Genomic DNA, 21,987 nt, shown 5'->3' with positions numbered 1-21,987 from the left:
TTTCACTATAACGTCGGGGTTCAGCATCATTTTCTTGATTGAACCCGGCCCATGTCCAGCAGCTACAAGTTTCCGCCTCTGAAATGGCTCATGTCCTTCGAGGCAACGGCCCGTCACATGAGCTTTACTGCCGCCGCTGAAGAGCTGGGCCTGTCACAGGCGGCTGTCAGCTACCAGATCAAATGCCTGGAAACGATGATCAAGGCGCCATTGTTCGAGCGACGGCCACGCAATCTGCAACTGACCTCTGTCGGGCAGGCCTATCTCCCACCGATCCGGCGTGCCTTTGACGAACTTTTCGCCTCGACTTCAGGCTTGTTCGGCACGCCCGGCGAAAAGGTGGTAACAGTACGCGTCGCCATATCCTTCATGACCCGGTGCCTGGCGCCTGCTCTTCGGGACTTCTATCTCGCACACCCAGATATCCGTATCAATTTCTGGTCCTCGATCTGGTCCAATGCCGAAGGCACCGAAGAGGCCGATATTGATATCCGCTTTGGCGCAGGCGATTGGGCGGGGTTTGACGTCACTCTATTGGCCAATGACACCGCCGTGTTCGTTTCCAGCCCGGAAAATGCGCCGCTGGTCCAGTGCCGTGAAGATCTGGCCCGCGTGCCCAGCACAATGATGGTCGAGGTCGCAGGCTACGATGAGCTATGGCGGCGCGCCCTGATACAGACCCGTGAACGGCCCATGGTTGGGAACGGAATCCGTGTCGATACAACGCTGGCCGCGATCGAGCTTGTCGCGTCTGGTGTTGGGTTTGCTTTTGTTTCGCAGCTGTTTTCACGCGAGGATGTTCGCTCGGGGCGACTGGTGATGCCCGGGGACATCGAGATCAAGATGGAACGCTCGCATTTCCTGCTTCAACCACAGTCCAAGAAACGCCCCCGGAATGAAGTGCTGATCTTCAAGGAATGGCTGCTGAGCCAGGGCTGGTAGCCAAAGGCTCAGTCGGGTCGTTTTATGGGTCCGTTGCATCAAGGGCAGAGGGCTGTGTTGGTCGTCAGCTTTGCTCGCCGATCACGCAGCCGGTTATGTCGCAAATATATCCGCAGGCTGAACGCATGTGTTTTGCTGGACACAGTTATCCTGCCAGCGCCGCGAACTGCTGGAAGGCAGTGCCACCGTTGTCGGCAAGCTGACCCTTTCGGATCATATGCGCGGTCTCGATCCCGGCGAGGGTCGCCTGCGCAGCAGCAGCAATGGATTTGAAGCCCTGCATCGGCCGGGTCAGCTTCTTGATGAAGCGGTGGTCCTGCTCCATATCTGCATCGTCGGGAAATTCAACTCGTAGGCCGGCATGACGCTGCCACCGCTTTCTGGTCCAGTTGGGCTGCCAAATATTGCTGAAAGTACCAGATCGTACGCTCTTTCGGGGACAACCTGCCAGGCTTCGCTGCCAGCGCCTTGGCGTTCTGCGCAATCGCGCCGATGATCGGTTTGTCCTCGTCATTGATGCGGTCGAAGCCTGCCTTCAATTCGGCAGCGTATGCCGCGCGTTCCTCCGGGTCATCGGGCACGGCACCGGGATAGTGGTCCGCCCCCCAGAAAACCTTGACCTTATCCACGCCATATGGCTGCACTGACAGCCAGAAGGTGCGTTCGGCGGTCACCGACATCACATGGCAGGGGAAAATCCCCGACAAAACCGCCTTGTTGCGCTCCTCCTCGGTCAAGAGGGGATTGTCCACGCTCATTTCGGAATTGCGCTCGTAAGATTTGCCGGGCACGCGCCCCTGTTCATACAGGCTATAGGCCGCGCCGCCGTGCATGGCATTGGCCAGGCGGGTCGGCATCGCAGGTTCAATCGTCTCGGCGTGAGCCACAAAGAGGTGATAGCCTTCCGTGAAATTCTGAACCAGGATCTTCCAGTTCGTGTTCCAGATCTCTTCGGTCCGGAACAACGTTCGGTATTTCGACAGTTGGTAATTTTCCAGCCGCTTTGAAAGACCGGCGAGCCGTGGACCCAGCGGCGCGGCGTCAGGATCGAGCGACACATAGACCCAGCCCTGCCATATCTCGACCTGAAACTGCGGCAGGCAAACTTCCTTCTTGTTGAAATTGTCCCGCATATGAGCAGCACCAATCAGCTGGCCATCCAAATTGTAGGTCCAGGCATGATAGGGGCAGCTGATCCGGCCTCGGATGTTGCCGGCCCCCTCAAGAAGAGTGGCCATGCGGTGACGGCAAACATTCGACATTGCCCGCAGGATGCCATCGCGGTCGCGCAGAACGATGACCGGATCGCGCCCGATTGTGGTTGTGCGGTAGTCACCGGGGTTCTCATACTCGTCTTCGCGACCAACGCAGAACCATTCGTGATTGAATATCTCGTCCAGCTCAAGTTCTAGAAACTCGGGCGAGGTATAGACCTGTGGCGGCGTCGCCTCGGCCAGTTCATCCGGCAGGGCTGCGTTGCGTGCGACTGCCTCCAGCAGTTCGTTAACAGACATACGTGGGGTCATTTTTCGCTTCCTTCTTCCAGCTCATACGCGACTTCACCTGTGACCACGCCGTATTGCTGGGCACTGTCGACAAGCAGCTCCCACAGCGAAGCCGCAAAACTGCGCGGCAGGGCCAGCTCGAACGCCTCCCCGCTCCGCCAGAGCGTGATGCCGACATGATGAAACGCCGTCGAAGCCACGCTGCCGGGCGGGAACGCTTGTGGTCGCAGGTCGAGCGGCAGGAAATGGTTGAGCAGCATGCTGGCATCCTCCCCCTCGACCCGCACCCAAGTCCGAGCCGATGAGAGATCGAGCGCGGCACCGACCTCGGCTGCCATGTCCGCAATGGGCTGGCGATCTGCCTCGCGGATCAACCACCATTTCAGCGGCTCAACCCGGAGCAACATGCCCTGTGCGCCCGATGCCAACTGTCCGGGCGCCGGCGCTTCGGTACATTCTGCGACCTGCGCCGCCATCGCCCCGACCTCGGTCAATGTTTCGGGCCAGCACGCAATCTGCGTCAGCGAAAATCCCGACACTTCGCGAAGGGTCACCCCCGCCGGGCCGGGCCGGCCGGCCTTCTCGCCCAGGTCATGATAGGCCCGCAATGCTGTCACCTGATCAGCCATGCATCCTTACTCCTTCGGGATCAAACATGTGAGGAGAGACGATCTCGACCTCGACCGGCTCGCCGCGCACCGGGTCTGCGGCTATCGCCAGCTGTCCGACCCATTGATCATGGCCGCCAGAGATATAGCCCAGCCCGATCCAGTGGCCGAGCGCTGGAGAATGGGTCACTGCCGTCACCCATCCCTCTCCAAACCCGCTCTGGGCCCCCGGCTTACAGAGCAACGCCCCTCCATTGAACGTCTTGCTGCGATCTTTCGGCAGGATACCGACGAGGCGCGGCCTATCCGGTCGCTGCAACTCGGGTCGTTCCTGCAAAGCCTTTCCGATATAGGGTTTCTTGGTAGAGGCCATGCCACCGAGACCTGCATCGCGGATCGTCACCCGACCGTCCAGCTCGGCCCCGGTTACATGGCCCTTTTCGATGCGCAATGTCCCAAGCGCCTCCAACCCGTAGAGACAGCCTTCGTGACGCGCCGCCGCCGTCCAGAGCTGCTCCATCATTGCCTCGCCATAGTTGCCCGGAACGTAGAGCTCAAACGCCAATTCTCCGGAAAAACTGATCCGGGCAATCAGCCCTTCGGTGCCGTCCCGCAGCACCACCGGCGCCACGCCCATAAAGGGCAGCGTCTCGTGCGAAACACTGTCAGGATCGCGAAGACATGCCGCCACCACCGCGCGCGATTTCGGCCCCGCAACGGAGACGCCGGCCCATTGATCGGTCACCGAGGTGACATGGACCTTCAGCTCGGGCCAGCGGAGTTGCAGCAACTCCTCCAGCCAGACCATGACACGGCCCGCGTTAGTGGTGGTGGTGGTCATCAGGAAATCGGCCTCGCCGATCCGCCAGGTGGTGCCATCATCCATCACCATCCCGTCGTCACGCAGCATGATCCCATAACGCGCCTTGCCGATGGCCAGTTTGGCAAAGCCGTTGGTATAAACGCGGTTGAGAAACTCCGCCGCATCCGGACCCTGCACTGCGATCTTGCCGAGCGAACTCACATCGCAGATGCCAACGGTCTGGCGCACGGTCGCAGCCTCTCGCACATAGGCATCACCGAGTGTTTCGCCCGGCCCGGCAAAATACCACGGACGATGCCAAAGCCCGGCGTCGGTCATGGTTGCACCCTGCCGCAGGTTCCAATCATGCAGAGGCGTGCGGCGCAGCGGCTTGAAATGGCCGTGTACATTGCGCCCGGCCAGCGCGCCGATGGCCACCGGCGTATAGGGCGGGCGAAAGCGCGTGGTGCCCACCGCCGGAATTTCCTTACCCAGCGCTTCGGCCATCAGCGCGAGCCCGATGATATTGCCCATCTTGCCCTGGTCCGTGGCCATGCCCAACGTGGTATAGCGTTTCAGATGCTCGACCGAGACGAAACCCTCCTGATGCGCCAGACGCACATCCGAACAGGTCACGTCATGTTGCGGATCGACAAACGCCTTGGCCTTGCGCCCCGGCAGCCGCACCTCGTAGAGCGGTCTGATCGGCGCGGTCCAACCACCGGCGGCAGGCGGATTTGACGCGAGGCCCATGGCCCGCTTGGCGACCTCCACACCGGAGGTCTCGCAGGCCTCGCGTGTCCAGACCCCGGCCGCAGACCCTGCCATGTAGACAGGCTCGTCGCAATCTCCTGCGAGGAAACAGGCCAGTTCGGCATCCCATTCGGGCTTTACCCCGCGATGCGACGCAAGGTTGACGACCGGCGACCAACCGCCTGAAACCAGCAGCAGGTCGCAGGCTTCGCGACCCGCCGCTTGCCAGCCTGCTCCGTTCGGCCGCGCCAGCCGCAGGGCGCGTAGCTTGCTCCGTCCTTCGGCCTTCAAGGGGGCGACGCCCGTGCGCAGCGTGACACCAGCGGGCAACTCGCAACCGGGCGCATTCCGTGCCTCGGCGATTGTCACCTCTGCCCCTGCTGCGGCCAGTTCCCCTGCGGTCACATAGGCGCTGTCATTCGTGGTGGCGACGACAATTCGTTCTCCCGGCAGGATTCCGTAACGGTTGAGATAGCTTCGCCCAGAATTGGCGGTCATCACCCCGGGCCGGTCGTTCCCGCCAAAGGCCACAGATCGTTCCAACGCTCCAGTGGCGAGCACCGTGGCCCCGGCCCGCACGGTCCAGAACCGCTGCCGTGGCAGATAGGCCGCAGGTGCCGAAAGATGGTCCGACACACGCTCCACAAGCCCCGCCACGCCCATGTCATAGAGCCCGAAGGCCGTGGTCCGCGTCATTACCCGCACCCCGGCCCGTTCGACCGACCGCACCAGCGCGCCGCGCTCGGCTTCGCCCGCCGGATCATTGAGCAGATCACCGCCAAGCTCGAAATCCTGTTCGACCAGGATCACGTCCCGCCCGGCCTCTGCCGCGGTCAGCGCCGCGCGCAGCCCTGCCGGCCCGCCCCCGACCACCAGCACATCGCAAAAGGCATGAGCATGATCATACTGGTCCGGGTCGGCCTCTCGCGACGCCCGTCCCATGCCTGCAGCCTTGCGGATAAGCGTCTCGTATTTCATCCACAGCCCGGTGCCCCGCCCCCATTCAAAGAGCGGTACGCCCATAAAGGTCTTGTAGTAAAACCCAGCCGCGAGAAAGCGGCCAAACAGACCGTTTACAGCCCCCAGATCGCGCCGCACATTGGGCCAAGCATTTTGACCTCGGGTCTCGAGCCCCTCATAAAGCTCCTGCATCGTCGCCTTGACGTTGGGCTCCTGCCGCGCGCCTTGGCCGACAGATACGATGGCCCCGGATTCTTCCACGCCGGCGGACATGATGCCGCGCGGCCGATGATACTTGAACGACCGCCCCAACACCCTTTCGCCATTCGCCATCAAGGCGGAGGCGAGCGTATCGCCGGCATAGCCAGTTAGCTCCTTGCCATCCCAGCGAAAAGTAAGAGGGGTCGCGCGGTCAATCCGTCCGCCCTGGTCTAGACGTCGTGCGGTCATTCCCCGCCCTCCAGAACTTTTGCCAGCGCGGGATCGGCCGGGGTGACGCTGTATATTTCATGGCTCATCGTGTCACGCTCGACCTTTAGCCACAGGCGGCAGCCATGCACATGCTGCCAGGTTTCCACCTGACGGCCACAGATGTTCTCTCGCAGGAACACCGCATCGTGCCACGCCTCGAGCGGCGCATCCAACGCCGGATATGTGATCGAGCCGTCGCCGCCATAGCTGAATTCGGCGTGGTCACGCGGACCGCAGAAAGGACAGGGAATCCGGATCATGCTAAACCTTCTTCATCCATGCAGTTTGGGATCTGGACCGGCGCCGCGTTCATCGATCTGAAGGCCGCGCTCAAATCTCTTGAGGTCGAAATTGGCAATCATCGGCGCCGGCCGATCATTGGCGATGAGGTCCGCAAACCACCAGCCCGACGCCGGCGTGGCCTTGAACCCGCCATAGTTCCAGCCCGTGTTGAGGTAGAGATTGTCGAGAGGGGTCCGACAGATGAAATGGCTGCCATCCATCGACATATCGACCACCCCGGCCCAGTGGCGCAACAGTTTGACCCGGCCAAGGCAGGGCATGACAGACATCGCCGCCTCGGCCACGTCCTGCACGATGGGCAGGTTGCCGCGCTGTGCGTAGGATTTGTACCAATCGAGATCGCCGCCGAATACCATCCCGCCCTTGTCTGATTGCGAGATGTAGAAATGTGACCCGCCCATACCAAAGACGACCACCTGATCGAGCAGCGGCTTGAGCGGTTCCGAAACAAAGGCCTGCAACTTGTGTGACTCGATCGGCAATCGCCCGAGCCCGGCCATGGTCCACAGGCGCGAGGTGTTGCCCGCGACGGCAAACCCAATCTTCCCTGCCGTTATGCGCCCCCTCGGGGTTTCCAACGCGGTGATCCGGCCAGCCTCACGCACCACCCCTGTCACCCCGCAATTCTGCACAATATCGATCCCGAGCTGATCCGCAGCTCGGGCATAGCCCCAGACCACGGCATCATGTCGCGCTGTCCCGGCTCGCGTCTGAACTGCGGCGCCCATGATCGGAAATCTGGCATCGGCCGCATAGTTGAGATGCGGCACTGCCTGTTTCAGCCGGTCCAGATCCCATATCTCGGCATCCGGCGTGCCGGTGAGCCGCATGGTATTGTAATTGCGCGATGCGGCATCAATGGCCCCGGGACTATGCAGCAGCGCAATATGAGACCGCTGGCTGAACATCACATTGTAGTTCAGATCATGGCTCAAGTTTTCCCAGAGCTTAAGCGAATGCTCATAGAATTCCCGGTTGCCCGGCTGTGCGTAATTGGATCGTACGATAGTGGTGTTGCGCCCGGCATTTCCGCCCCCCACCCAGCCCTTTTCGAGCACCGCGATATTGCGAATGCCATGATTGCTGGCCAGGTAATAGGCGGTGGCAAGACCATGCAACCCGCCACCCACGATGACGACGTCGTAATGTGACTTTGGTTGCGGGTCGCGCCATTGCCGGGCCCAGCCCTTTTGGCCGGTCATCCCCTGCCAAAAGACATTCCATCCGGAAAAACGGGTCATATTGTCTTGCCTTGTCGGTGTCTCAGGCAGTGCATTTCAGCACCCGGCCCGGATGTTTAAAAATTTGCCCGAACCCTTCGCGCCCAACTCACGCAGCGCATCCAGAACCCCCTGAACGAGGCACATGGGCTGCGCCCAGGGGGCGCCCTTGCGGATCTCCTGAAAAATGCGGTCTTCGCCGATCACGCTAGACCCGCTGGTGCAACTGTAGCTGACCACATCCGGCTTGGCTTCGGGCTGAATGCGGGCGGCGGCGTCCGCCATATGGTCGATATGGCCGGCCAGCGTTTCGTTCGTCGTGAGGTCGTCTGTTTTCAGGCGCGTGACGTGGACACCGACACCCTCGGGTGCCATGTCCATGAAATCGGCCTCGGCGCTCGGGTCCGTCGACATGAGGATAAAACCCAGCTTGGCACGATGATGACGCCCTGCGTTCATCTCGGGGCTGCGCGGCTTGGACTGGATGGTTTGACCGGACTGGAACATCAGAGGATGACCTCGTCTACGGATTTCGGATGGATTGTCAGAGGTTCCCATCCGTCTTCGGTGATGATGAAACTGTCGCCCACCTGGGCGCGGAATGTCTCGACCGAAACCGAACCATCTACCGCGAGAACCATGCCCGGTTGGATCACTGTGGTGTCCCCCGTCACCAGCTGCGGCGCCTCGAGAAAGCTGAACCCGGTCGCACGGCCACAGCGGAACGGATATTCATAGCCCGCATCTTGGATCACTTCGGCATAGGCCGCGTGAATACTCTCGGCCGTCACGCCGGGCCGCAGCGCGTCGAGCGCCGCCTTCTGGCTGGCCACGGCCACCTCATAGACAGCCACCTGAGCAGGCTCCGCGTCACCGATCCAGAATGTCCGGTCGAACCCCAGCTTGAAACGGTGAAAATTGGTCATCCCGCAAAAGCACAGGAACACCGGCTCCCCCTGCCGCATGATGCGGGTCGAGGCACGGTGATGCGTCTTCACGATGTCCTTCCCCGAGGCCATGATCTGCAGGAAATGGGTGTTGGGCGACATGTCACCATCGTCGTAATGCGCGGCCAGCAGTTCGGCCGCTTTCCGGGTGCCTGCCTGCGATGTCGCAATCGCCACCTCGAATTCCGGCACCCCATCGCCGATCGCCAACCGCCCGGCCTGCATCATCGCCGTTGCCACCTCTCCCGCGTGGCGGGCGAGCTGCAATTCCTCTGCCGATTTGATCATCCGCATTTCCGCGAGGATCGGCGTGGCGCTGGTAATTTTGTCCGCCGCGACGAGATCGTTCACATAGCTGCGTACCGGCGGCGGCATATGCCCCGGCTCGATGGCCACCCGCCCGGCATTTCGGACCGCCGCTGGCAGCTCTTCGCGCCATTCGTTGCCCATGCCGTCATTCCACGGGGCGATGCGATCCACCCGTGCCGCGGCCCTGGCGCTGTTGAGGTCGATGGTCGGAGTGATCAACAAAGTGTCGCCATCCTTAGGCACGACGAGGATTGTCGGACGCCCGAATTCCATGTGCAGATAGTCATAGTAGCCGGTCAGGTAATAGACGTTATCGTCATCGGTGATCAGCGCAACATCGATCCCGGCCTCGGCCAGTTTCGTCTGAAAGCGGGACAGTCTTTCGGTGAACATTGGAATTCCCTGATGAAGGTTGACGGGCATGGCAAACGGTGTTCTGGCCGCTGCATTCCTCAAAATACTACGTGTCCCGACACGCTTTCCATAGTGACATATCGTTCAGGCTTATGATAACCGTAGATTATGAAAAATTACCGTCGCACCCTCCCGCCTCTTGATTATCTCCTGTTCTTCGAGGCCGTCGCCCGACACGGCAATTTCACCCGTGCCGCAGAAGAGCTCAACGTGAGCCAGGCCGCTGTCAGTAAAAGGATCAAGGTGCTGGAAGACTGGCTTGGTATGGCCCTTATCGACCGTCGCGGTCGCAGCCTCTCGTTGACTCGGAACGGTAAGTTTCTGGCCACCAACTCAGGGGAGGCATTGGATTACCTGAGTTCATGCTTGCAACAGCTGCGCCGCACCCATGGCTCGGGCCGTCTATCGCTTGGGGCGAATGTCGCCGTCTCGCAATATTGGCTAACCCCACGGATCAACGAATACCTGCTCGGGCGCGATGCCGCGCCGGTCACGCTCACCTCCACCGACAAAGACGCCGATCTTTTCGCGCTCGAGTCCGATGCTTTGGTGTTCTACGGCTCCGACATTCCGGCGGGGTGGGATGGTTCGCTCCTCTTCGAGGAAACCTGGCTCCCGGTCGCGGCACCCGAGGTGGCGCGGAGATCTGACGGCCTCGGATCGGCGACACTTCTCGATTTCGACAAATTGACCCCGAAATGGGTCAACTGGGGGAATTTCGCCACCCTCACCGGCCATATGGAGATCGAACAAGCAACCAAGGTCAACCTGGGTTCCTATGGCAGCACGCTCGACACCGCGATCCGCGGCCGGGGGATCGCGCTGGGATGTCCCGATGTGCTGCAGTTCGAGATCGGCGCCGGGCGGCTCGTGGCGCTGGAGGATTACCGCTTCGCCACGGGCCGCAGCTATTTCGTGATCTGGCGTAACGGGCTTTTGACCAACCAGATCCGCGAACTGATCAGGGATGTCGGGATTCCGCTCTGACGCGCCGATCCCGTCCCTATCTCAGACCGCTTCCCTGACCGCGCTCAGGAACTGTTGGGTGCGCTCCCGCTGGGGGTTGCCAAAGAGTTCCGCCGGCGGCCCTTGCTCTTCGATCTTGCCGCCGTAGAAGAAACACACACGGTCAGAGATGTCGCGCGCAAATCCCATCTGGTGCGTCACCATCAGCATGGTCAGGTTGTGTTCGGAGACGAGCTTGCGAATGACGTTGGTCACCTCACCGATCACCTCGGGGTCCAGTGCCGACGTTACCTCGTCAAAGAGCATCACCTTGGGGCGCATGGCCAACGCACGGGCAATTGCCACGCGTTGCTGCTGCCCACCGGACAGCCGCGAGGGCCGTTGGTCCTTTTTCGAGATCATCCCGACCAGCTCCAACAATTCTTCCGAGCGATCGCGTGCCTCAGCCTTGGACAACCCGAGCACTTGCACCGGGCCCTCCATGCAGTTTTCCAGCGCCGTCATATGCGGGAAGAGATTGAAGTGTTGAAAACACATACCGATGTCGGCCCGCCGGTTGCGGAGGTGACGCTCGTTCGCGCGCACCAGGCGGCCCTGTTTCGGCATATGAGTCAGCGGTTGACCATCTACATAGATGACCCCGTCATCAATCTGCTCGAGGGTCATCAGCATCCGCAGGACGGTGGTCTTGCCCGACCCCGATGGGCCGATGATGGACACCATCTCGCCTTCGGCGATGTCGAGATCGAGATTCTTCAGAACGGTCAGCGCGCCATAGGACTTACGCACTTTGCGGAAACTTACCATCGGTGTGGTCTCACCGGTGATTTCGAGAGGAAAGCCAGTATGGTCCAGCATTGTTACAATCCCAGTTTACGGCGCACACGCCCTTCGAACAGCCGGATCAGGCCCGCTGCCGGCAGGGAGATTGCCAAGAAGATGATACCCACCATCGTAATCGGCTCGAGAAAACGGTAATGTTCCGATCCGATGGAATTTGCGACATGGATGAGTTCGGCAACCCCGATCACCGAGAGCATCGGCGTATCCTTAAGGATCCCCACGAGGTAATTGCCCATGCCCGACAGCGCCGTCGGGATGGCCTGCGGGATGATCACGCGACGATATTTCTGCGTGATCGTCATGTTCAGAGCGGTCGCCGCCTCCCACTGGCCCCTCGGCACGCTTTCGATGCCGCCGCGATAGACCTCCGAGAGATAGCAGGCATAATGCAGACCGATGGCAATCATCCCGGACGTCCAGGGGCTCAAACGCAGGCCGAACTGCGGTCCGACGTAAAAGACAAAAAATATCTGCAACAGCAGCGGCGTCGAACGGATGAACTCGACGAATTCCCGTACCACAAAGGTCAGCGCCCGGTAGGGCGTGCGCTGCGCCAGCGCGAAAACGAGCCCGAGCACCAGGGCGATGGCATAGCCAGCCCCGGCCGCCAGAAGCGTATTGCCGGTGGCGACCAGAAGCCGGGGCAGAATCTCCCAAACAAAATCCCATTTCCAGTCAAACATCGGTCACACCTTTCCCAGCTTGCGGGCCATCGCCCGCTCTAACCAGCGCATGAAAGGGGTCACCAGAAAGCGCGCCAGAATGTAATAGATCACCAGCGCGGTGCCAAAGACCTGCGCCGAGAGGAAGGTCGAGCCGTTGATCTGCTTGGCCTGAAACATCAGGTCGGCCACCGAAATCAGCGACACAAGCGCGGTGCCCTTGAGCAGCTCGATCATCAGGTTGCCCCAGGGTGGCAGCATGTTGACCAACGCCTGTGGCAGAATGATCCGCCACATACGCCGTGCAGGGCTCATGTTGATGGCCAGCGCTGCCTCCCATTGTCCACGCGGCACCGACAGGATGCCGCCGCGGACCAGCTCGGCCCCATAGGCACCGATATTCATGCCCACCGCCACATAGCCGGCAGTAAACTTGTCGATGCTCACGCCAAAGAGCGGCAGCACAAAGAAAATCCAGTAGAGCTGAACGAGCAGCGACGTGCCGCGAAAAATCTCGATATAGGTGATGGCCGCGCCGCGCAGGATACGGTTCTGCGAGAGCTTCATCAGGCCCATGGCGAGAGAGATCGCGATACCGAGCACCGCCGCCAGAAAGAACTGCGCAATGGTCACCCCTGTGCCTGACAGCAGTCGCGGCCAGTATTGGGCGAGAAAGTCGAAGATGATCATGGGCAAGATCCGTTTCACAGGGGATCCGAGCGGCGGCCCAGCAGGGACCGCCGCAAGGTTTCAGATCAGCGGTTGGCGCAGGTCCATTCCGTGGTGGTGTCGCCAGGCAGGTTGGCTTCGACGTAGCCATACTCCTTGACCTTTGCGAGCATTTCTTCGGAGCCAAGATAGCGCTCACGCGCAGCGTTGAACTCTTTCAAGAAATCCTCGTCCTCAAAGCGGAAACCGACGCCGACCCAGTTCTGTGTCCATTTCGGCAGCGCGCCGGGATCGGTGGTCTCGAACTTACCTTCGGACTGGTCGGCGAGATAGACTGCTTCGAACGACGTCAGCGCCGCCGCATCCGCGCGGCCGGCCCTCATCGCTGCGAGCGTTTCCGTCGGCCCGGGCAGCTGCATCATCTGTGCATCGCTCAGCCCCTCGCGGCGCGCGGCCTCGACCGTGTTGGCCCCGGAATACAACGCCAGAATGGCACCGTCGCTGGCCAGCACATCCTTGTAGTTGCTCAGCCCCTTCGGGTTGCCCGCAGGCACGAGAAAGCTGTCGCCGGTGGTGGCGATCGGCTCCGAAAACGCGATGTTTTCGCAGCGGCTGTTGAGAATGTAGAGCCCGCCAGTAATTATGTCATAGCGGTTGGCCTTGAGACCCGGGATCAGTCCACCCCATTCGGTGACGGTGGCTTCGACATTGTCGTAGCCCATCTCGTTAAGAATGCCGATCGCGATGTCGTTGACAAAGCCCTTCGGCGCACCGCTCTCGTCCGGATAGCCAAAGATCGGAATGTTGGAAAATCCGATACGGATAGGCTCGCCCGCCTCGATCCGGTCCATCAACGGACCGGCCATTGCCGAGAGTGCGGAGCCAGCCAGAACGATACCGGCCGGGATGATGGTCTTTAGTAGGTTAAGTGGCATCTGATCCTCCTTGTAAATGATGCGGTACTCAAGCTGTACGGACAGCAACGGTTGGTATTCTGTGACTTGGCGGGCGCTGCGTTTTCTCCGTACGGGTCTGTAGTTCGCGGGTTCCCCTCGCAAGCCTGCAGAGACGTATATGTGAAAATTTATTCCGAAATAGATCAATGTATCGGCATTTATGATGAATTATGTTGCCAAATGACAAAACAGAGATTTTAATCCCACCATGGATGATAAAGACCTCGAAATCCTGAAACTGGTTCAGTCGAACGCCAGAATGACCGCCGAAACGCTCGGCCAGACCATCGGACTGTCGCCGCCCGCGGTGCAGAAACGGCTCAAGAAACTGCGCGAAAGTGGCGTCATCGAAAACGAGATCGCGGTGCTCTCTCCGGCTAGGCTCGGCCGAGAAATGACCGTAATCGTCCAGGTCATGCTGGAACGCGAAAACCGCATGTATCTCGAGAATTTCAAACGCAAGATGCGCAATGTGCCCGCGGTGCAGCAATGCTACTACACAACCGGAGAGGCCGATTTCATCCTTGTTGTCGTGGTCAACAACATCAAGGAATACGAGGAATTCACCCAAGAGTGCTTCTTTGACGAATCCAACGTGAACAAATTCACGTCGTCCATCGTCATGGACCGGGTCAAGGTTTCCCTCGATATCCTGTAAGACCGTCTTCACCGGCCATCCCCCCTCTGTGACAGGCCCTCCACCCCGGCCCGCGCCTCTGTCGCACTCTTGGGTGGCCAGCGGTCGGCAGGCATAGGCTGCCCGCCCCGCTGACCACCGTCTCTTCATCCCAGCATCCGCGCGTTCTTCGGATCGTAGAACGGCTGGAGACTGACAGTGGCCGGGACCTCGCGCCCCTCGACCAGAACGCTGTACTGCCCTTCGGCCAACCCGGCTTTCCCATTCGAGCCATCTGCAGGTGAGATCAGGCAAAGCCCGACCGCCGAGCCAATCGTCGCGCCATAGGCCCCGGCGGTCACATAGCCCGCCACCTGCCCGTCGCGCAGAACCGGCTCATTGTGATGCAAGAGGGGCTCGGGCTCGTCGAGCTTGAGATAGAGCAGGAACGGGCCCTTGTTCTCTTCCTTGCGCGCCAGATAGGCATTACGTCCGATAAAGGGGATGCTTTTCTTCGGCTTGCACGCAAAGCTCAGGCCGATCTGATGCGGTGCCTCGGTATAGGCCATGTCGTGCCCCCAATGGACAAAGCCCTTTTCGATCCGCAACGCATTGAGCGCCTCGCCACCGATGAGGCGAAGCCCATGCTTCTTGCCAGCCGCCTCCAGCACCTCGAATACATGTTCGGCGAAATCCGGGGTCACGAATATCTCCCAGCCGAGTTCGCCAGAATAAGACAGGCGCTGCGCAAAAACCTCCGCATGACCGACGTAGAACCGCTGCAGGCTGTTGAACGGAAAAGCCTCGTTTGACAGGTCGATATCCGACACCTCGGCCAAGACCTCCCGGCTCTTCGGCCCCATCAAGCCGAGAACCCCATAGGCAGATGTCACGTCGCGCAACCGCACATCCTCGCCCTCGGCGATCTGATCCCGCAGGTGTAAATAATCGCGGCGGGTATGCGAAATCGAGCTCATCACCATAAAGGCATCGTCGCCATGGCGGGCCACAGTCACGTCGCTCTCGATACCGCCACGCGCATTCAGCATCAGCGTATAGGCCACCTTGCCCACCGGCATCGCCATATCATTGGTGCAAACCCGCTGGAGGAAACTTTCGGCATCCCGGCCCTCGACCATCAGCTTGCCCAGCATGGAATAGTCGATCATCGCCACCGCTTCGCGGGCGGCTTTTTGCTCTTCCTGCGCGCAGTCAAACCAATTCTGGCGATAGAAACTGTATTCATACTCGGGTGTCATTTCCTCGCGCGCGAACCAACCGGGACGTTCCCAGCCCTGCGCCTCCGCGAAACAGGCGCCGCGCGCCTTGAGCGCGTGGTGAAACGGAGTCCGGCGCAGGTTGCGCGCGGTCTCGCGCTGGCGGTTCGGCCAATGCATCGCATATGTGAGAACGAGCGTCTCGGGGCAGCGTTCGCGCAGATAGGGATCGCGCGCCTGGAATTCCTCGCAGCGCGCCGGGTCCATCTCCGACAGGTCGATCGGCGGATGCCCCTTCATGATCCACTGCGCCAGCGCCCGCCCGGCGCCGGGGCCGGACTGAATGCCGGTCGAATTGACCCCGGCCAGAACATAGTAATTGTTGATATCCGGCGCCTGCCCGAGGGTGAACCGGCCATCGTAGGAATAGCTCTCGGGACCGTTAAAGAAGGTGCGGATTCCGGTCTCCTGCAACAGGGGAACCCGGTTCATCGCCAGTTCGAGCACATCCATCACGTCATCTTCGACAAAGGGCAGGCTGTCGAACTCGAATTCCTCGGGAATGCCGTCCTTGGCCCAGGCCTTGGCATGGAAATGGGCAAATCCGAACAACAGCTTGCCGGCATCTTCCTTCCAATAGGTGCCATCGCAATAGGACCGCAGAACCGGCAGATCGGCGGGCAGATCCGGGATCGCCTCGGTCACGAGGTAATAGTGCTCGCAGGCATGGATCGGTACGCCGACCCCGCTCTGCCGACCCAGATCGCGGGCCCACATGCCACCGCAGTTGACCACGACATCGGCGCGAATGGTGCCCTTGCTGGTGCGCACGCCTGCCGCCTTGCCATTCTCGAGTAGCACCTCTTCAACCTTGATATGTTCAAAAATCTGTGCGCCATGCATCCGCGCGCCCTTGGCGAGCGCCGTGGTCAGATCGATCGGGTTCGCAGAGCCATCGCTCGGCATGTAGATCCCGCCGAGCACCCTCTCCGGGTTCATCAGCGGCCAGCGTTCGCGGATTTCCTCTGTCGTCATGGCATGAGCCTCTATGCCGAACAGCCGGGCAAAATCCGCCTTGCGCTTCAACTCGGCGTGACGCTCATCATTCACCGCAATCGAAATCGACCCCGAGCGGCGATAGCCCGGGTTCTGGCCGGTCTCAGCTTCGATCTCCTCCAGCAGCTCGATACCGTATTTGGCAAAGGTAGTGGTGGCATGGCTGCCCTGCAACTGGCCGACAAGACCGGCTGCATGCCAGGTTGTGCCCGACGTTAGCTGTTTGCGTTCAAGGAGAACCACGTCCTTCCAGCCCTCTTTCGCAAGGTGGTAGGCCACTGAACAGCCGTGAATGCCGCCGCCGATGATGACGACCTGCGCGTGAGAGGGAATTTGTTTAGCCATGCCAGAGTGCCCTTGCAGAATTTCGGTCAGCTATGTGTGACCAGATGTGTCTTGAATAGTTGGCCGGCGTCGGGCCGGTCGGCGGTCAGCCCGGCCAGCCGCGCCAGGTGCCATCCCAGCACCTGGTTGCTTGACAGGACCGGCTTACCCAATTGCGCCTCGGCCTCGGCGATCACCGGCAGCGCGCGCAGGCTGGTGCAGGAGACAAAGACCGCGTCGCAATCGTCGCGCGCGCCGATGGTAAGGATCGCCTCGCGGATCGCCGCCGAGGTGATCCGCGCCACAACGAAATCGTCGCTCTGGTCAAAGGTGGCCACCGCGTTGATCTCGATCCCGACCGCTTGCAGATTATCCTGCATCTCGCGCGTGACTTCAGGGGCGTAGGGCGTGATCAGTGCGATCCGCTGCAGCCCTAGAGCTGCCAGAGCCGCCTTGCAGGCGCTCAGCGGATTGCTGGTCTGTGCTGCGGGATGAACCTCGCGCAGGATTTCGGCCACGCGCTCTTCGCCGATCATCGTAGCCCCGGAGGTGCAGCCATAGCCGATGGCGTCAAAGACGAAGTTCTCCGGCAGCAACCCCGCGGCCGCTGGCAAGTCCTGCTCCATCCGGCGCAATGTCTCGGGCGTCACCTCCGTGTCGTTCGGGATCCGCGCGTGGTAGAGCGCGACCCCCTCGCCCCGCAGCAACCCGGACAGCTCATGCTCTATCGTCTGATCCGTCTGCAGCACGATCAGCCCGATTCGGGCCTTTGATCCGAGCCCCTCATCGGTCTCAAACTCCAAAGTTTCAATATGTTGCGCGTCGTTCATCTTTGATGACTCACCTGAAACGAGTCTGGTATATACCAGATAGATTCTTGGTATATACCAGCAATCGTGTTAGTCAAAGAAAACTTCGAGGTTATCGTCTATGCCGCAGCATCCCGCAGACACTACCGCCGAGACACCGATATTCCGGCAGATCGTCGATCACCTGCGCGACAGGGTTCTCAAAGGCGAGCTAACGGCCCATACACCGCTACCTTCGGAACGGTCGCTCGCCGAAAGTTTCGATGTCAGCAGGATGACCGCCCGCCGCGCCCTGGAGGCTCTGGATGCGGAAGGGCTGAGCTATCGCGAAGACCGCAAGGGGCGCTTCGTGTCGCCCAAGCGCATCATCTACAACATCTCAGACATGGTAAGTTTCGCAGCCAAGGCCCAGGCCCGTGGCGATGCGCTCGAAATAGAGCTGGTGTCGCAAGGCACGATCCCTGCCGACGCGCGGCTTGCTCGGGCGCTCGAACTGCCCGAAGCAACCGCCCTGCATCGGTACACACGGCTCTTTCGCACCGAAGGCCATGCGGCCTTTATCGAAACGGAATATGTGCTCGCAAGCCGCTTTCCGGATCTCCTGACACACGACCTGCGGCAGTCCAGCACCCGGCTCTTGGAGCAGCACTACGGGATCTCGCCCCGCACCGGCGACATAACCATCCGGATGCGCGCCATGCAGCCCGATGAGGCCAGTCTGCTGGGGCTTGCCCCCTATCATCCCGGTATCGCGCTGGAACAGGTGATCCGCGACGGCGACGGGAGCGCCTTTTGTTTTGGGTCGCAGATCTGGCGCGGTGAACTGGCCGAATTCTCTGCCCAGGCAATCGTGGGCGAACCGGTCTAATCCGCAGATGCCTTCCGAAAAAGATCACAAATTCAACTAAAGCAGACTGAAAACATCTCACTTATTGTAAACTTTGACGCAAAATAACGCTCGCTGTGACTATCTTGATGCCGAACACTCCAGGAGGTGCGCAATGGCCGATTTCCCTACCAAACTGACTGCACTCCGCCGCGATTTCCATCGCCATCCCGAATTGGGCTTTCAGGAGGATCGCACCAAATCACGGGTCGCTGAATTGCTGCGCGACCTTGGGCTCGAAGTGCACGAGGGGCGCGGCGTCGTCGGTATCCTGCGCGCCGGGAGCGGCAACCGCGCTATCGGGTTACGCGCTGACATGGACGCGCTACCGATCACCGAAGCGAGCACCCATGACTATGTCTCGCAAACCGCCGGTGTGATGCATGCCTGCGGCCATGACGGCCATATGGCCATGCTCCTTGGCGCCGCCGAACTGCTCGCTGAAACACGGGATTTAGACGGCACCGTCGTTTTCATCTTTCAGCCCAATGAGGAACACGGGCTGGGTGCCCGAGCGATGCTCGAGGAGGGTTTCCTCGATCGCTTCCCCATCGAAGAGGTTTACGGCATCCACAACCTGCCCGGCGCCCCGCTCGGTCAGCTCTCGACCCGCAAAGGCCAAATCTGCGCCAGCGAGAGCCTTTTCGAAATCGAGATCGCCGGTCAGGGCGGCCATGCCTCCATGCCGCATGTGGGTGTCGATGCGATCACCGTCGGTGCCGAAATGGTGCTCGCCCTTCAGACCATCGTCTCGCGCAAGCTCGCCCCGGGGGCCGGGGCCGTCGTCTCGGTGACCGAGTTCCTTACCGACGGACAGCGCAATGTCCTGCCGGGTCGCGCCACGCTCAAGGGCGATGTGCGCGCCCGTCTGCCCGAAGACCGCCAGGCGATCGAGAGATTCATGCGCCAGATCGTCGACGGCGTCGCCGCGACCCATGGCGTCAAGGCCACGATGAGCTTCAACACTGAATTCGTCGAGGTGATCAACGCTGACGGGCCGACCGAGGCAGTGATCGAAACCGCCCGCGCCAGCGGGTTGGACACGATCCCTGATCGCCCCCCGATGAGCTTTTCCGAGGATTTCGCCCATTTCGCCAACGCAGTGCCTGGCTGTTTCATTCTGCTAGGCAATGGTGACACCGGCCCCCACGGCCAACCGCTGCACGCCGCGGATTACGATTTCAACGACGCGCTCCTGCCCGTAGGCGCGGCCTTTTGGGCCGATCTGGTACGGAGCCGCCTGCCCCATCGAAAGGACCAAGCATGACAAATCTCCTACCCCGCGGCGGCGTGGCCCATGTGGCCGCCACCCGCAAGACCGGCAATGCCCCCGAACGCGTGCTCTCGCGCGAGGATTTCGCCACCGCGCGTGACGAGATCACCCAATGGGACGGCTACGAGCCGACCCCACTGGTCTCGCTGGGCGCGCTTGCGCAGGAGGTGGACGTCGCAGAGATCTTCTACAAACACGAAGGCCCGCGCTTTGGCCTGGGCAGCTTCAAGGCGCTCGGTGGCTCCTACGCTGCGCTACGCGTCCTGCAGCGCGAAATCTCGGCCAAGCTCGGCCGCGAAGTGCCGCTGGCCGATATTCGCAATGGCAAACACGCCAGCGATTGCGCCGAGATCACCCTCGTTTCCGCCACCGACGGCAATCACGGCCGGTCCCTGGCCTGGGGCTGCCAGCGATTTGGCGCCCCCTGCCGGATCTACATTCACGCCGAGGTCAGCGAAGGCCGCGCCGAGGCCATGCGCGAGTTGGGGGCCGAGGTCATTCGCATCAAGGGCGATTATGACGAATCCGTTCTGCTGGCCAAAACCGAAGCCGAGGCGAACAACTGGTTCGTGGTCTCCGACACCTCCTGGCCCGGCTATTCGATGCCACCGCGCGACGTGATGGCGGGATATGGCGTCATGGTTCAGGAAATCTGCGAGTCGCTGGACGACGCCCCGACCCATGTGTTCCTTCAGGGCGGCGTCGGCGGCCTGGCTGCCGGTGTCGTGGCAGGCCTGCGCCAATATTGGGGCGATGCGTCCCCGCGCGTGGTCATCGTCGAGCCCGAGCTCGCCGCCTGCCTCTTTGAGAGCGCCAAAACCGGCAAGGCCACCAACTTCACCATCGCGCAGGAAACGCTCATGGCAGGGCTGTCCTGCGGCGAGCCTTCCGAAATGGCATGGGAAATCCTCGCCGAAGAGGCCAGCGATTTTCTCACCATCCCCGAGGTTCTCGTCGCACCCAGCGTGCGGCTGCTGGCGCGTCCGCTGGGTGGTGACACGCCCATCGAAGCCGGTGAAAGCGCAGTGGCCGGGCTTGCGGCGCTGATCGCTTCGCGCCAGGATCCAGCCTTGTCGGAGAAGCTGGGGCTCGACGGCACCTCCCGGGTGCTATTGATCGGCTCCGAAGGGGTCACCGACCCGGCGATCTTCAAGATGATCATGGAGGGGCGAGATGCAGCCTAATACTCTCGACAGAGGGTTTCCCAACGAGGAATTCGAGGCAAGGACCAAACGCGCCCAGGCGCTGATGGCCAGGGACGGCCTCGACGGCATGCTGCTGATGACCGAACCCGAGGTGCGGTATTTCACCGGCTTCCAGACCCTCTTCTGGCAGAGCCCGACCCGGCCGTGGTTCGTCTTTGTGCCGGCCGAGGGCAAACCCGTGGCCGTCATCCCGGAAATCGGCGCCGAACTGATGCGGCGCTCATGGCTCGATGACGTGCGAACCTGGTCGGCCCCTGTGCCCGAGGATGACGGCGTCAGCCTGCTGACAGAGCTGCTGATGCCGCTCGCCCGCGCCAAATCCCGATTGGGTGTGCTCAAGGGGCATGAAACGCTGCTGCGGATGCCACTGGGCGACTGGGAGTGGCTGATCGCAGCCCTGCCCGGGCTCGAGATCGCAGATGCCACCGGGCTCGTTCAGGGGCTCCGCATGGTCAAGTCACCGGTCGAGATCGAAAAGCTCGCCCATATCTGCGCCATCGGCTCGGCCACCTTCGAACGTGTCCCCGAGATGGTGAGCCTGGGCCTTCCGTTCGAGGAGCTGTTCCGCCGCTTCCGCCGCGAGGCGCTGGCACAGGGCGCGGATGACGCCCCCTATGTGGTCGGCGCGGCGGATCAGGGCGGCTATGCCGACTGTATCTCGCCGCCCTCACGCCGTCCGCTGACCGCAGGCGACGTGCTGATGCTCGACACCGGCTGTGTCTGGGATGGCTATTTCTGTGATTTCGACCGGAACTGGGCCATCGGCCGCGCTGATGACAGCGCCCGACGCGCTTATGACGTGCTGTGGCGCGCCACCGAGGCCGGGCTCGAAGCCGCGCGACCGGGCAATACCTGTCACGACCTGTTTTCCGCGATGTCTGCGGTCATTTCCGAACTGGACGACAGCGGCGGCGATATCGGCCGGCTGGGTCACGGGCTGGGCATGCAACTGACTGAACAGCCCTCGCACATGGCAGGCGTCGGCACGGTGCTGCAGGAGAACATGGTGCTGACCCTGGAACCCTCACTGTCCTATGGGGATGGGATGATGATGGTTCATGAAGAAAACATCGTCGTAACTCCAGAAGGTGGCGGCCTCTTGACCACACGCGCCGCTCCCGAACTGCCTGTTATTTGAAAATAGCGGGGGCAACAAATCTGCCCCTGTTTTTGTTACATACTGTGCTATCGAAGCGTTGTCGCCGCTCGCACTGTGTGGCCGTTCTTCATTGTAGTACCACCCGCAGCCCTCACAACTCGTTATCACCGAC

The 21,987-nt window shown here is 61.2% G+C and carries 20 protein-coding genes and 1 pseudogene; 7 read left to right on the top strand and 14 right to left on the bottom strand.

Features of this window, described 5'->3' with window-relative positions; all coding sequences use genetic code 11:
- Positions 1–51: 51 nt before the first annotated feature.
- A complete protein-coding gene (locus O3306_RS19590) occupies positions 52–942 on the top strand; it encodes a LysR substrate-binding domain-containing protein (protein ID WP_272010467.1) in 891 nt (296 codons plus the stop codon).
- A gap of 145 nt (positions 943–1,087) precedes the next feature.
- Here the strand turns inward: O3306_RS19590 and O3306_RS19585 are convergent.
- From O3306_RS19585 to O3306_RS19550, 8 genes and pseudogenes are all read right to left on the bottom strand, one after another.
- Positions 1,088–1,267, bottom strand: a pseudogene (locus O3306_RS19585) (DDE-type integrase/transposase/recombinase); the annotation flags it as partial.
- Between the two features lie 19 nt (positions 1,268–1,286).
- On the bottom strand, positions 1,287–2,468 hold the full coding sequence (locus O3306_RS19580) for an aromatic ring-hydroxylating oxygenase subunit alpha (protein ID WP_272010465.1): 1,182 nt from the start codon (positions 2,466–2,468) through the stop codon (positions 1,287–1,289).
- Positions 2,465–3,076 (bottom strand): sarcosine oxidase subunit gamma, encoded by a 612-nt coding sequence (locus O3306_RS19575; RefSeq protein ID WP_272010463.1) that lies wholly within the window; start codon positions 3,074–3,076, stop codon positions 2,465–2,467. The genes O3306_RS19580 and O3306_RS19575 overlap by 4 nt, the downstream gene beginning before the upstream one ends.
- The gene (locus O3306_RS19570) at positions 3,069–6,020 is read right to left on the bottom strand and encodes a sarcosine oxidase subunit alpha family protein (RefSeq protein WP_272010461.1); all 2,952 of its coding nucleotides are present in this window, start codon (positions 6,018–6,020) and stop codon (positions 3,069–3,071) included. Before O3306_RS19570 ends, O3306_RS19575 begins: the two co-directional genes overlap by 8 nt.
- Positions 6,017–6,301, bottom strand: a complete 285-nt coding sequence (locus O3306_RS19565; protein WP_272010459.1) for a sarcosine oxidase subunit delta — start codon at positions 6,299–6,301, stop codon at positions 6,017–6,019. The genes O3306_RS19570 and O3306_RS19565 overlap by 4 nt, the downstream gene beginning before the upstream one ends.
- 12 nt (positions 6,302–6,313) lie before the next feature.
- Positions 6,314–7,585: a sarcosine oxidase subunit beta family protein gene (locus O3306_RS19560; RefSeq protein ID WP_272010456.1), complete on the bottom strand. Its 1,272-nt coding sequence runs from the start codon at positions 7,583–7,585 to the stop codon at positions 6,314–6,316.
- A 36-nt stretch (positions 7,586–7,621) separates the two neighbouring features.
- Positions 7,622–8,071 carry a hypothetical protein gene (locus O3306_RS19555; RefSeq protein WP_272010455.1) on the bottom strand — a complete coding sequence of 150 codons (450 nt, stop codon included), beginning with the start codon at positions 8,069–8,071 and terminating at the stop codon, positions 7,622–7,624.
- Positions 8,071–9,213: a M24 family metallopeptidase gene (locus O3306_RS19550; protein ID WP_272010453.1), complete on the bottom strand. Its 1,143-nt coding sequence runs from the start codon at positions 9,211–9,213 to the stop codon at positions 8,071–8,073. The genes O3306_RS19555 and O3306_RS19550 overlap by 1 nt, the downstream gene beginning before the upstream one ends.
- A gap of 129 nt (positions 9,214–9,342) precedes the next feature.
- Between O3306_RS19550 and O3306_RS19545 the strand changes: the two genes are divergently transcribed.
- Positions 9,343–10,221 carry a LysR family transcriptional regulator gene (locus tag O3306_RS19545; protein ID WP_272010451.1) on the top strand — a complete coding sequence of 293 codons (879 nt, stop codon included), beginning with the start codon at positions 9,343–9,345 and terminating at the stop codon, positions 10,219–10,221.
- A 21-nt stretch (positions 10,222–10,242) separates the two neighbouring features.
- Here the strand turns inward: O3306_RS19545 and ehuA are convergent, their stop codons facing one another.
- The 4 genes from ehuA to O3306_RS19525 all read right to left on the bottom strand — a co-directional run bounded on the left by ehuA (position 10,243) and on the right by O3306_RS19525 (position 13,309).
- Positions 10,243–11,058, bottom strand: a complete 816-nt coding sequence (gene ehuA, locus O3306_RS19540; RefSeq protein WP_334312363.1) for an ectoine/hydroxyectoine ABC transporter ATP-binding protein EhuA — start codon at positions 11,056–11,058, stop codon at positions 10,243–10,245.
- 2 nt (positions 11,059–11,060) lie between these two features.
- Positions 11,061–11,726, bottom strand: a complete 666-nt coding sequence (gene ehuD, locus O3306_RS19535; protein ID WP_272010449.1) for an ectoine/hydroxyectoine ABC transporter permease subunit EhuD — start codon at positions 11,724–11,726, stop codon at positions 11,061–11,063.
- A gap of 3 nt (positions 11,727–11,729) precedes the next feature.
- Entirely contained in the window at positions 11,730–12,395 is a 666-nt protein-coding gene (gene ehuC, locus O3306_RS19530; protein ID WP_272010447.1) for an ectoine/hydroxyectoine ABC transporter permease subunit EhuC, read from the bottom strand.
- 65 nt (positions 12,396–12,460) lie between these two features.
- The gene (locus O3306_RS19525; protein WP_272010445.1) at positions 12,461–13,309 is read right to left on the bottom strand and encodes a transporter substrate-binding domain-containing protein; all 849 of its coding nucleotides are present in this window, start codon (positions 13,307–13,309) and stop codon (positions 12,461–12,463) included.
- A gap of 229 nt (positions 13,310–13,538) precedes the next feature.
- On the opposite strand from O3306_RS19525, the gene O3306_RS19520 reads away from it, so the two are divergent.
- Complete coding sequence (locus O3306_RS19520; RefSeq protein ID WP_272010443.1) at positions 13,539–13,988, top strand: Lrp/AsnC family transcriptional regulator; 450 nt, start codon at positions 13,539–13,541, stop codon at positions 13,986–13,988.
- Positions 13,989–14,113: 125 nt separating this feature from the next.
- Here the strand turns inward: O3306_RS19520 and O3306_RS19515 are convergent, their stop codons facing one another.
- Together O3306_RS19515 and O3306_RS19510 are read right to left on the bottom strand one after the other, a co-directional pair.
- Positions 14,114–16,564, bottom strand: a complete 2,451-nt coding sequence (locus O3306_RS19515) for a GcvT family protein (RefSeq protein WP_272010440.1) — start codon at positions 16,562–16,564, stop codon at positions 14,114–14,116.
- Positions 16,565–16,590: 26 nt separating this feature from the next.
- Positions 16,591–17,373, bottom strand: a complete 783-nt coding sequence (locus tag O3306_RS19510; RefSeq protein ID WP_272010438.1) for a maleate cis-trans isomerase family protein — start codon at positions 17,371–17,373, stop codon at positions 16,591–16,593.
- 100 nt (positions 17,374–17,473) lie between these two features.
- On the opposite strand from O3306_RS19510, the gene O3306_RS19505 reads away from it, so the two are divergent.
- The 4 genes from O3306_RS19505 (at position 17,474) to O3306_RS19490 (ending at position 21,854) form a co-directional block, all read left to right on the top strand.
- Complete coding sequence (locus O3306_RS19505; RefSeq protein WP_272010436.1) at positions 17,474–18,220, top strand: GntR family transcriptional regulator; 747 nt, start codon at positions 17,474–17,476, stop codon at positions 18,218–18,220.
- Positions 18,221–18,353: 133 nt separating this feature from the next.
- Positions 18,354–19,505, top strand: coding sequence for an amidohydrolase (locus tag O3306_RS19500; protein WP_272010434.1), 1,152 nt, complete (start codon positions 18,354–18,356; stop codon positions 19,503–19,505).
- The gene (locus tag O3306_RS19495; RefSeq protein ID WP_272010432.1) at positions 19,502–20,695 is read left to right on the top strand and encodes a diaminopropionate ammonia-lyase; all 1,194 of its coding nucleotides are present in this window, start codon (positions 19,502–19,504) and stop codon (positions 20,693–20,695) included. Before O3306_RS19500 ends, O3306_RS19495 begins: the two co-directional genes overlap by 4 nt.
- On the top strand, positions 20,685–21,854 hold the full coding sequence (locus O3306_RS19490) for a M24 family metallopeptidase (protein WP_272010430.1): 1,170 nt from the start codon (positions 20,685–20,687) through the stop codon (positions 21,852–21,854). Before O3306_RS19495 ends, O3306_RS19490 begins: the two co-directional genes overlap by 11 nt.
- The last annotated feature ends 133 nt before the right edge of the window (positions 21,855–21,987 follow it).

It is taken from the genome of Roseovarius sp. ZX-A-9, assembly GCF_028369135.1.
Classification (GTDB): domain Bacteria; phylum Pseudomonadota; class Alphaproteobacteria; order Rhodobacterales; family Rhodobacteraceae; genus Roseovarius.
This window is presented reverse-complemented; position numbering and strand designations above follow the sequence as displayed.

Excerpts from the sequence above, each read along its gene's own strand:
- O3306_RS19520 (WP_272010443.1), top strand. The coding sequence starts at position 13,539 with ATGGATGATAAAGACCTCGAAATCCTGAAACTGGTTCAGTCGAACGCC.
- O3306_RS19550 (WP_272010453.1), bottom strand. The coding sequence starts at position 9,213 with ATGTTCACCGAAAGACTGTCCCGCTTTCAGACGAAACTGGCCGAGGCC.
- O3306_RS19525 (WP_272010445.1), bottom strand. The coding sequence starts at position 13,309 with ATGCCACTTAACCTACTAAAGACCATCATCCCGGCCGGTATCGTTCTG.
- O3306_RS19570 (WP_272010461.1), bottom strand. The coding sequence starts at position 6,020 with ATGACCGCACGACGTCTAGACCAGGGCGGACGGATTGACCGCGCGACC.
- O3306_RS19505 (WP_272010436.1), top strand. The coding sequence starts at position 17,474 with ATGCCGCAGCATCCCGCAGACACTACCGCCGAGACACCGATATTCCGG.
- O3306_RS19565 (WP_272010459.1), bottom strand. The coding sequence starts at position 6,301 with ATGATCCGGATTCCCTGTCCTTTCTGCGGTCCGCGTGACCACGCCGAA.
- O3306_RS19495 (WP_272010432.1), top strand. The coding sequence starts at position 19,502 with ATGACAAATCTCCTACCCCGCGGCGGCGTGGCCCATGTGGCCGCCACC.
- O3306_RS19490 (WP_272010430.1), top strand. The coding sequence starts at position 20,685 with ATGCAGCCTAATACTCTCGACAGAGGGTTTCCCAACGAGGAATTCGAG.
- O3306_RS19560 (WP_272010456.1), bottom strand. The coding sequence starts at position 7,585 with ATGACCCGTTTTTCCGGATGGAATGTCTTTTGGCAGGGGATGACCGGC.
- O3306_RS19590 (WP_272010467.1), top strand. The coding sequence starts at position 52 with ATGTCCAGCAGCTACAAGTTTCCGCCTCTGAAATGGCTCATGTCCTTC.
- O3306_RS19510 (WP_272010438.1), bottom strand. The coding sequence starts at position 17,373 with ATGAACGACGCGCAACATATTGAAACTTTGGAGTTTGAGACCGATGAG.
- O3306_RS19545 (WP_272010451.1), top strand. The coding sequence starts at position 9,343 with ATGAAAAATTACCGTCGCACCCTCCCGCCTCTTGATTATCTCCTGTTC.
- O3306_RS19575 (WP_272010463.1), bottom strand. The coding sequence starts at position 3,076 with ATGGCTGATCAGGTGACAGCATTGCGGGCCTATCATGACCTGGGCGAG.
- O3306_RS19580 (WP_272010465.1), bottom strand. The coding sequence starts at position 2,468 with ATGACCCCACGTATGTCTGTTAACGAACTGCTGGAGGCAGTCGCACGC.
- ehuC (WP_272010447.1), bottom strand. The coding sequence starts at position 12,395 with ATGATCATCTTCGACTTTCTCGCCCAATACTGGCCGCGACTGCTGTCA.
- O3306_RS19555 (WP_272010455.1), bottom strand. The coding sequence starts at position 8,071 with ATGTTCCAGTCCGGTCAAACCATCCAGTCCAAGCCGCGCAGCCCCGAG.
- O3306_RS19500 (WP_272010434.1), top strand. The coding sequence starts at position 18,354 with ATGGCCGATTTCCCTACCAAACTGACTGCACTCCGCCGCGATTTCCAT.
- ehuA (WP_334312363.1), bottom strand. The coding sequence starts at position 11,058 with ATGCTGGACCATACTGGCTTTCCTCTCGAAATCACCGGTGAGACCACA.
- O3306_RS19515 (WP_272010440.1), bottom strand. The coding sequence starts at position 16,564 with ATGGCTAAACAAATTCCCTCTCACGCGCAGGTCGTCATCATCGGCGGC.
- ehuD (WP_272010449.1), bottom strand. The coding sequence starts at position 11,726 with ATGTTTGACTGGAAATGGGATTTTGTTTGGGAGATTCTGCCCCGGCTT.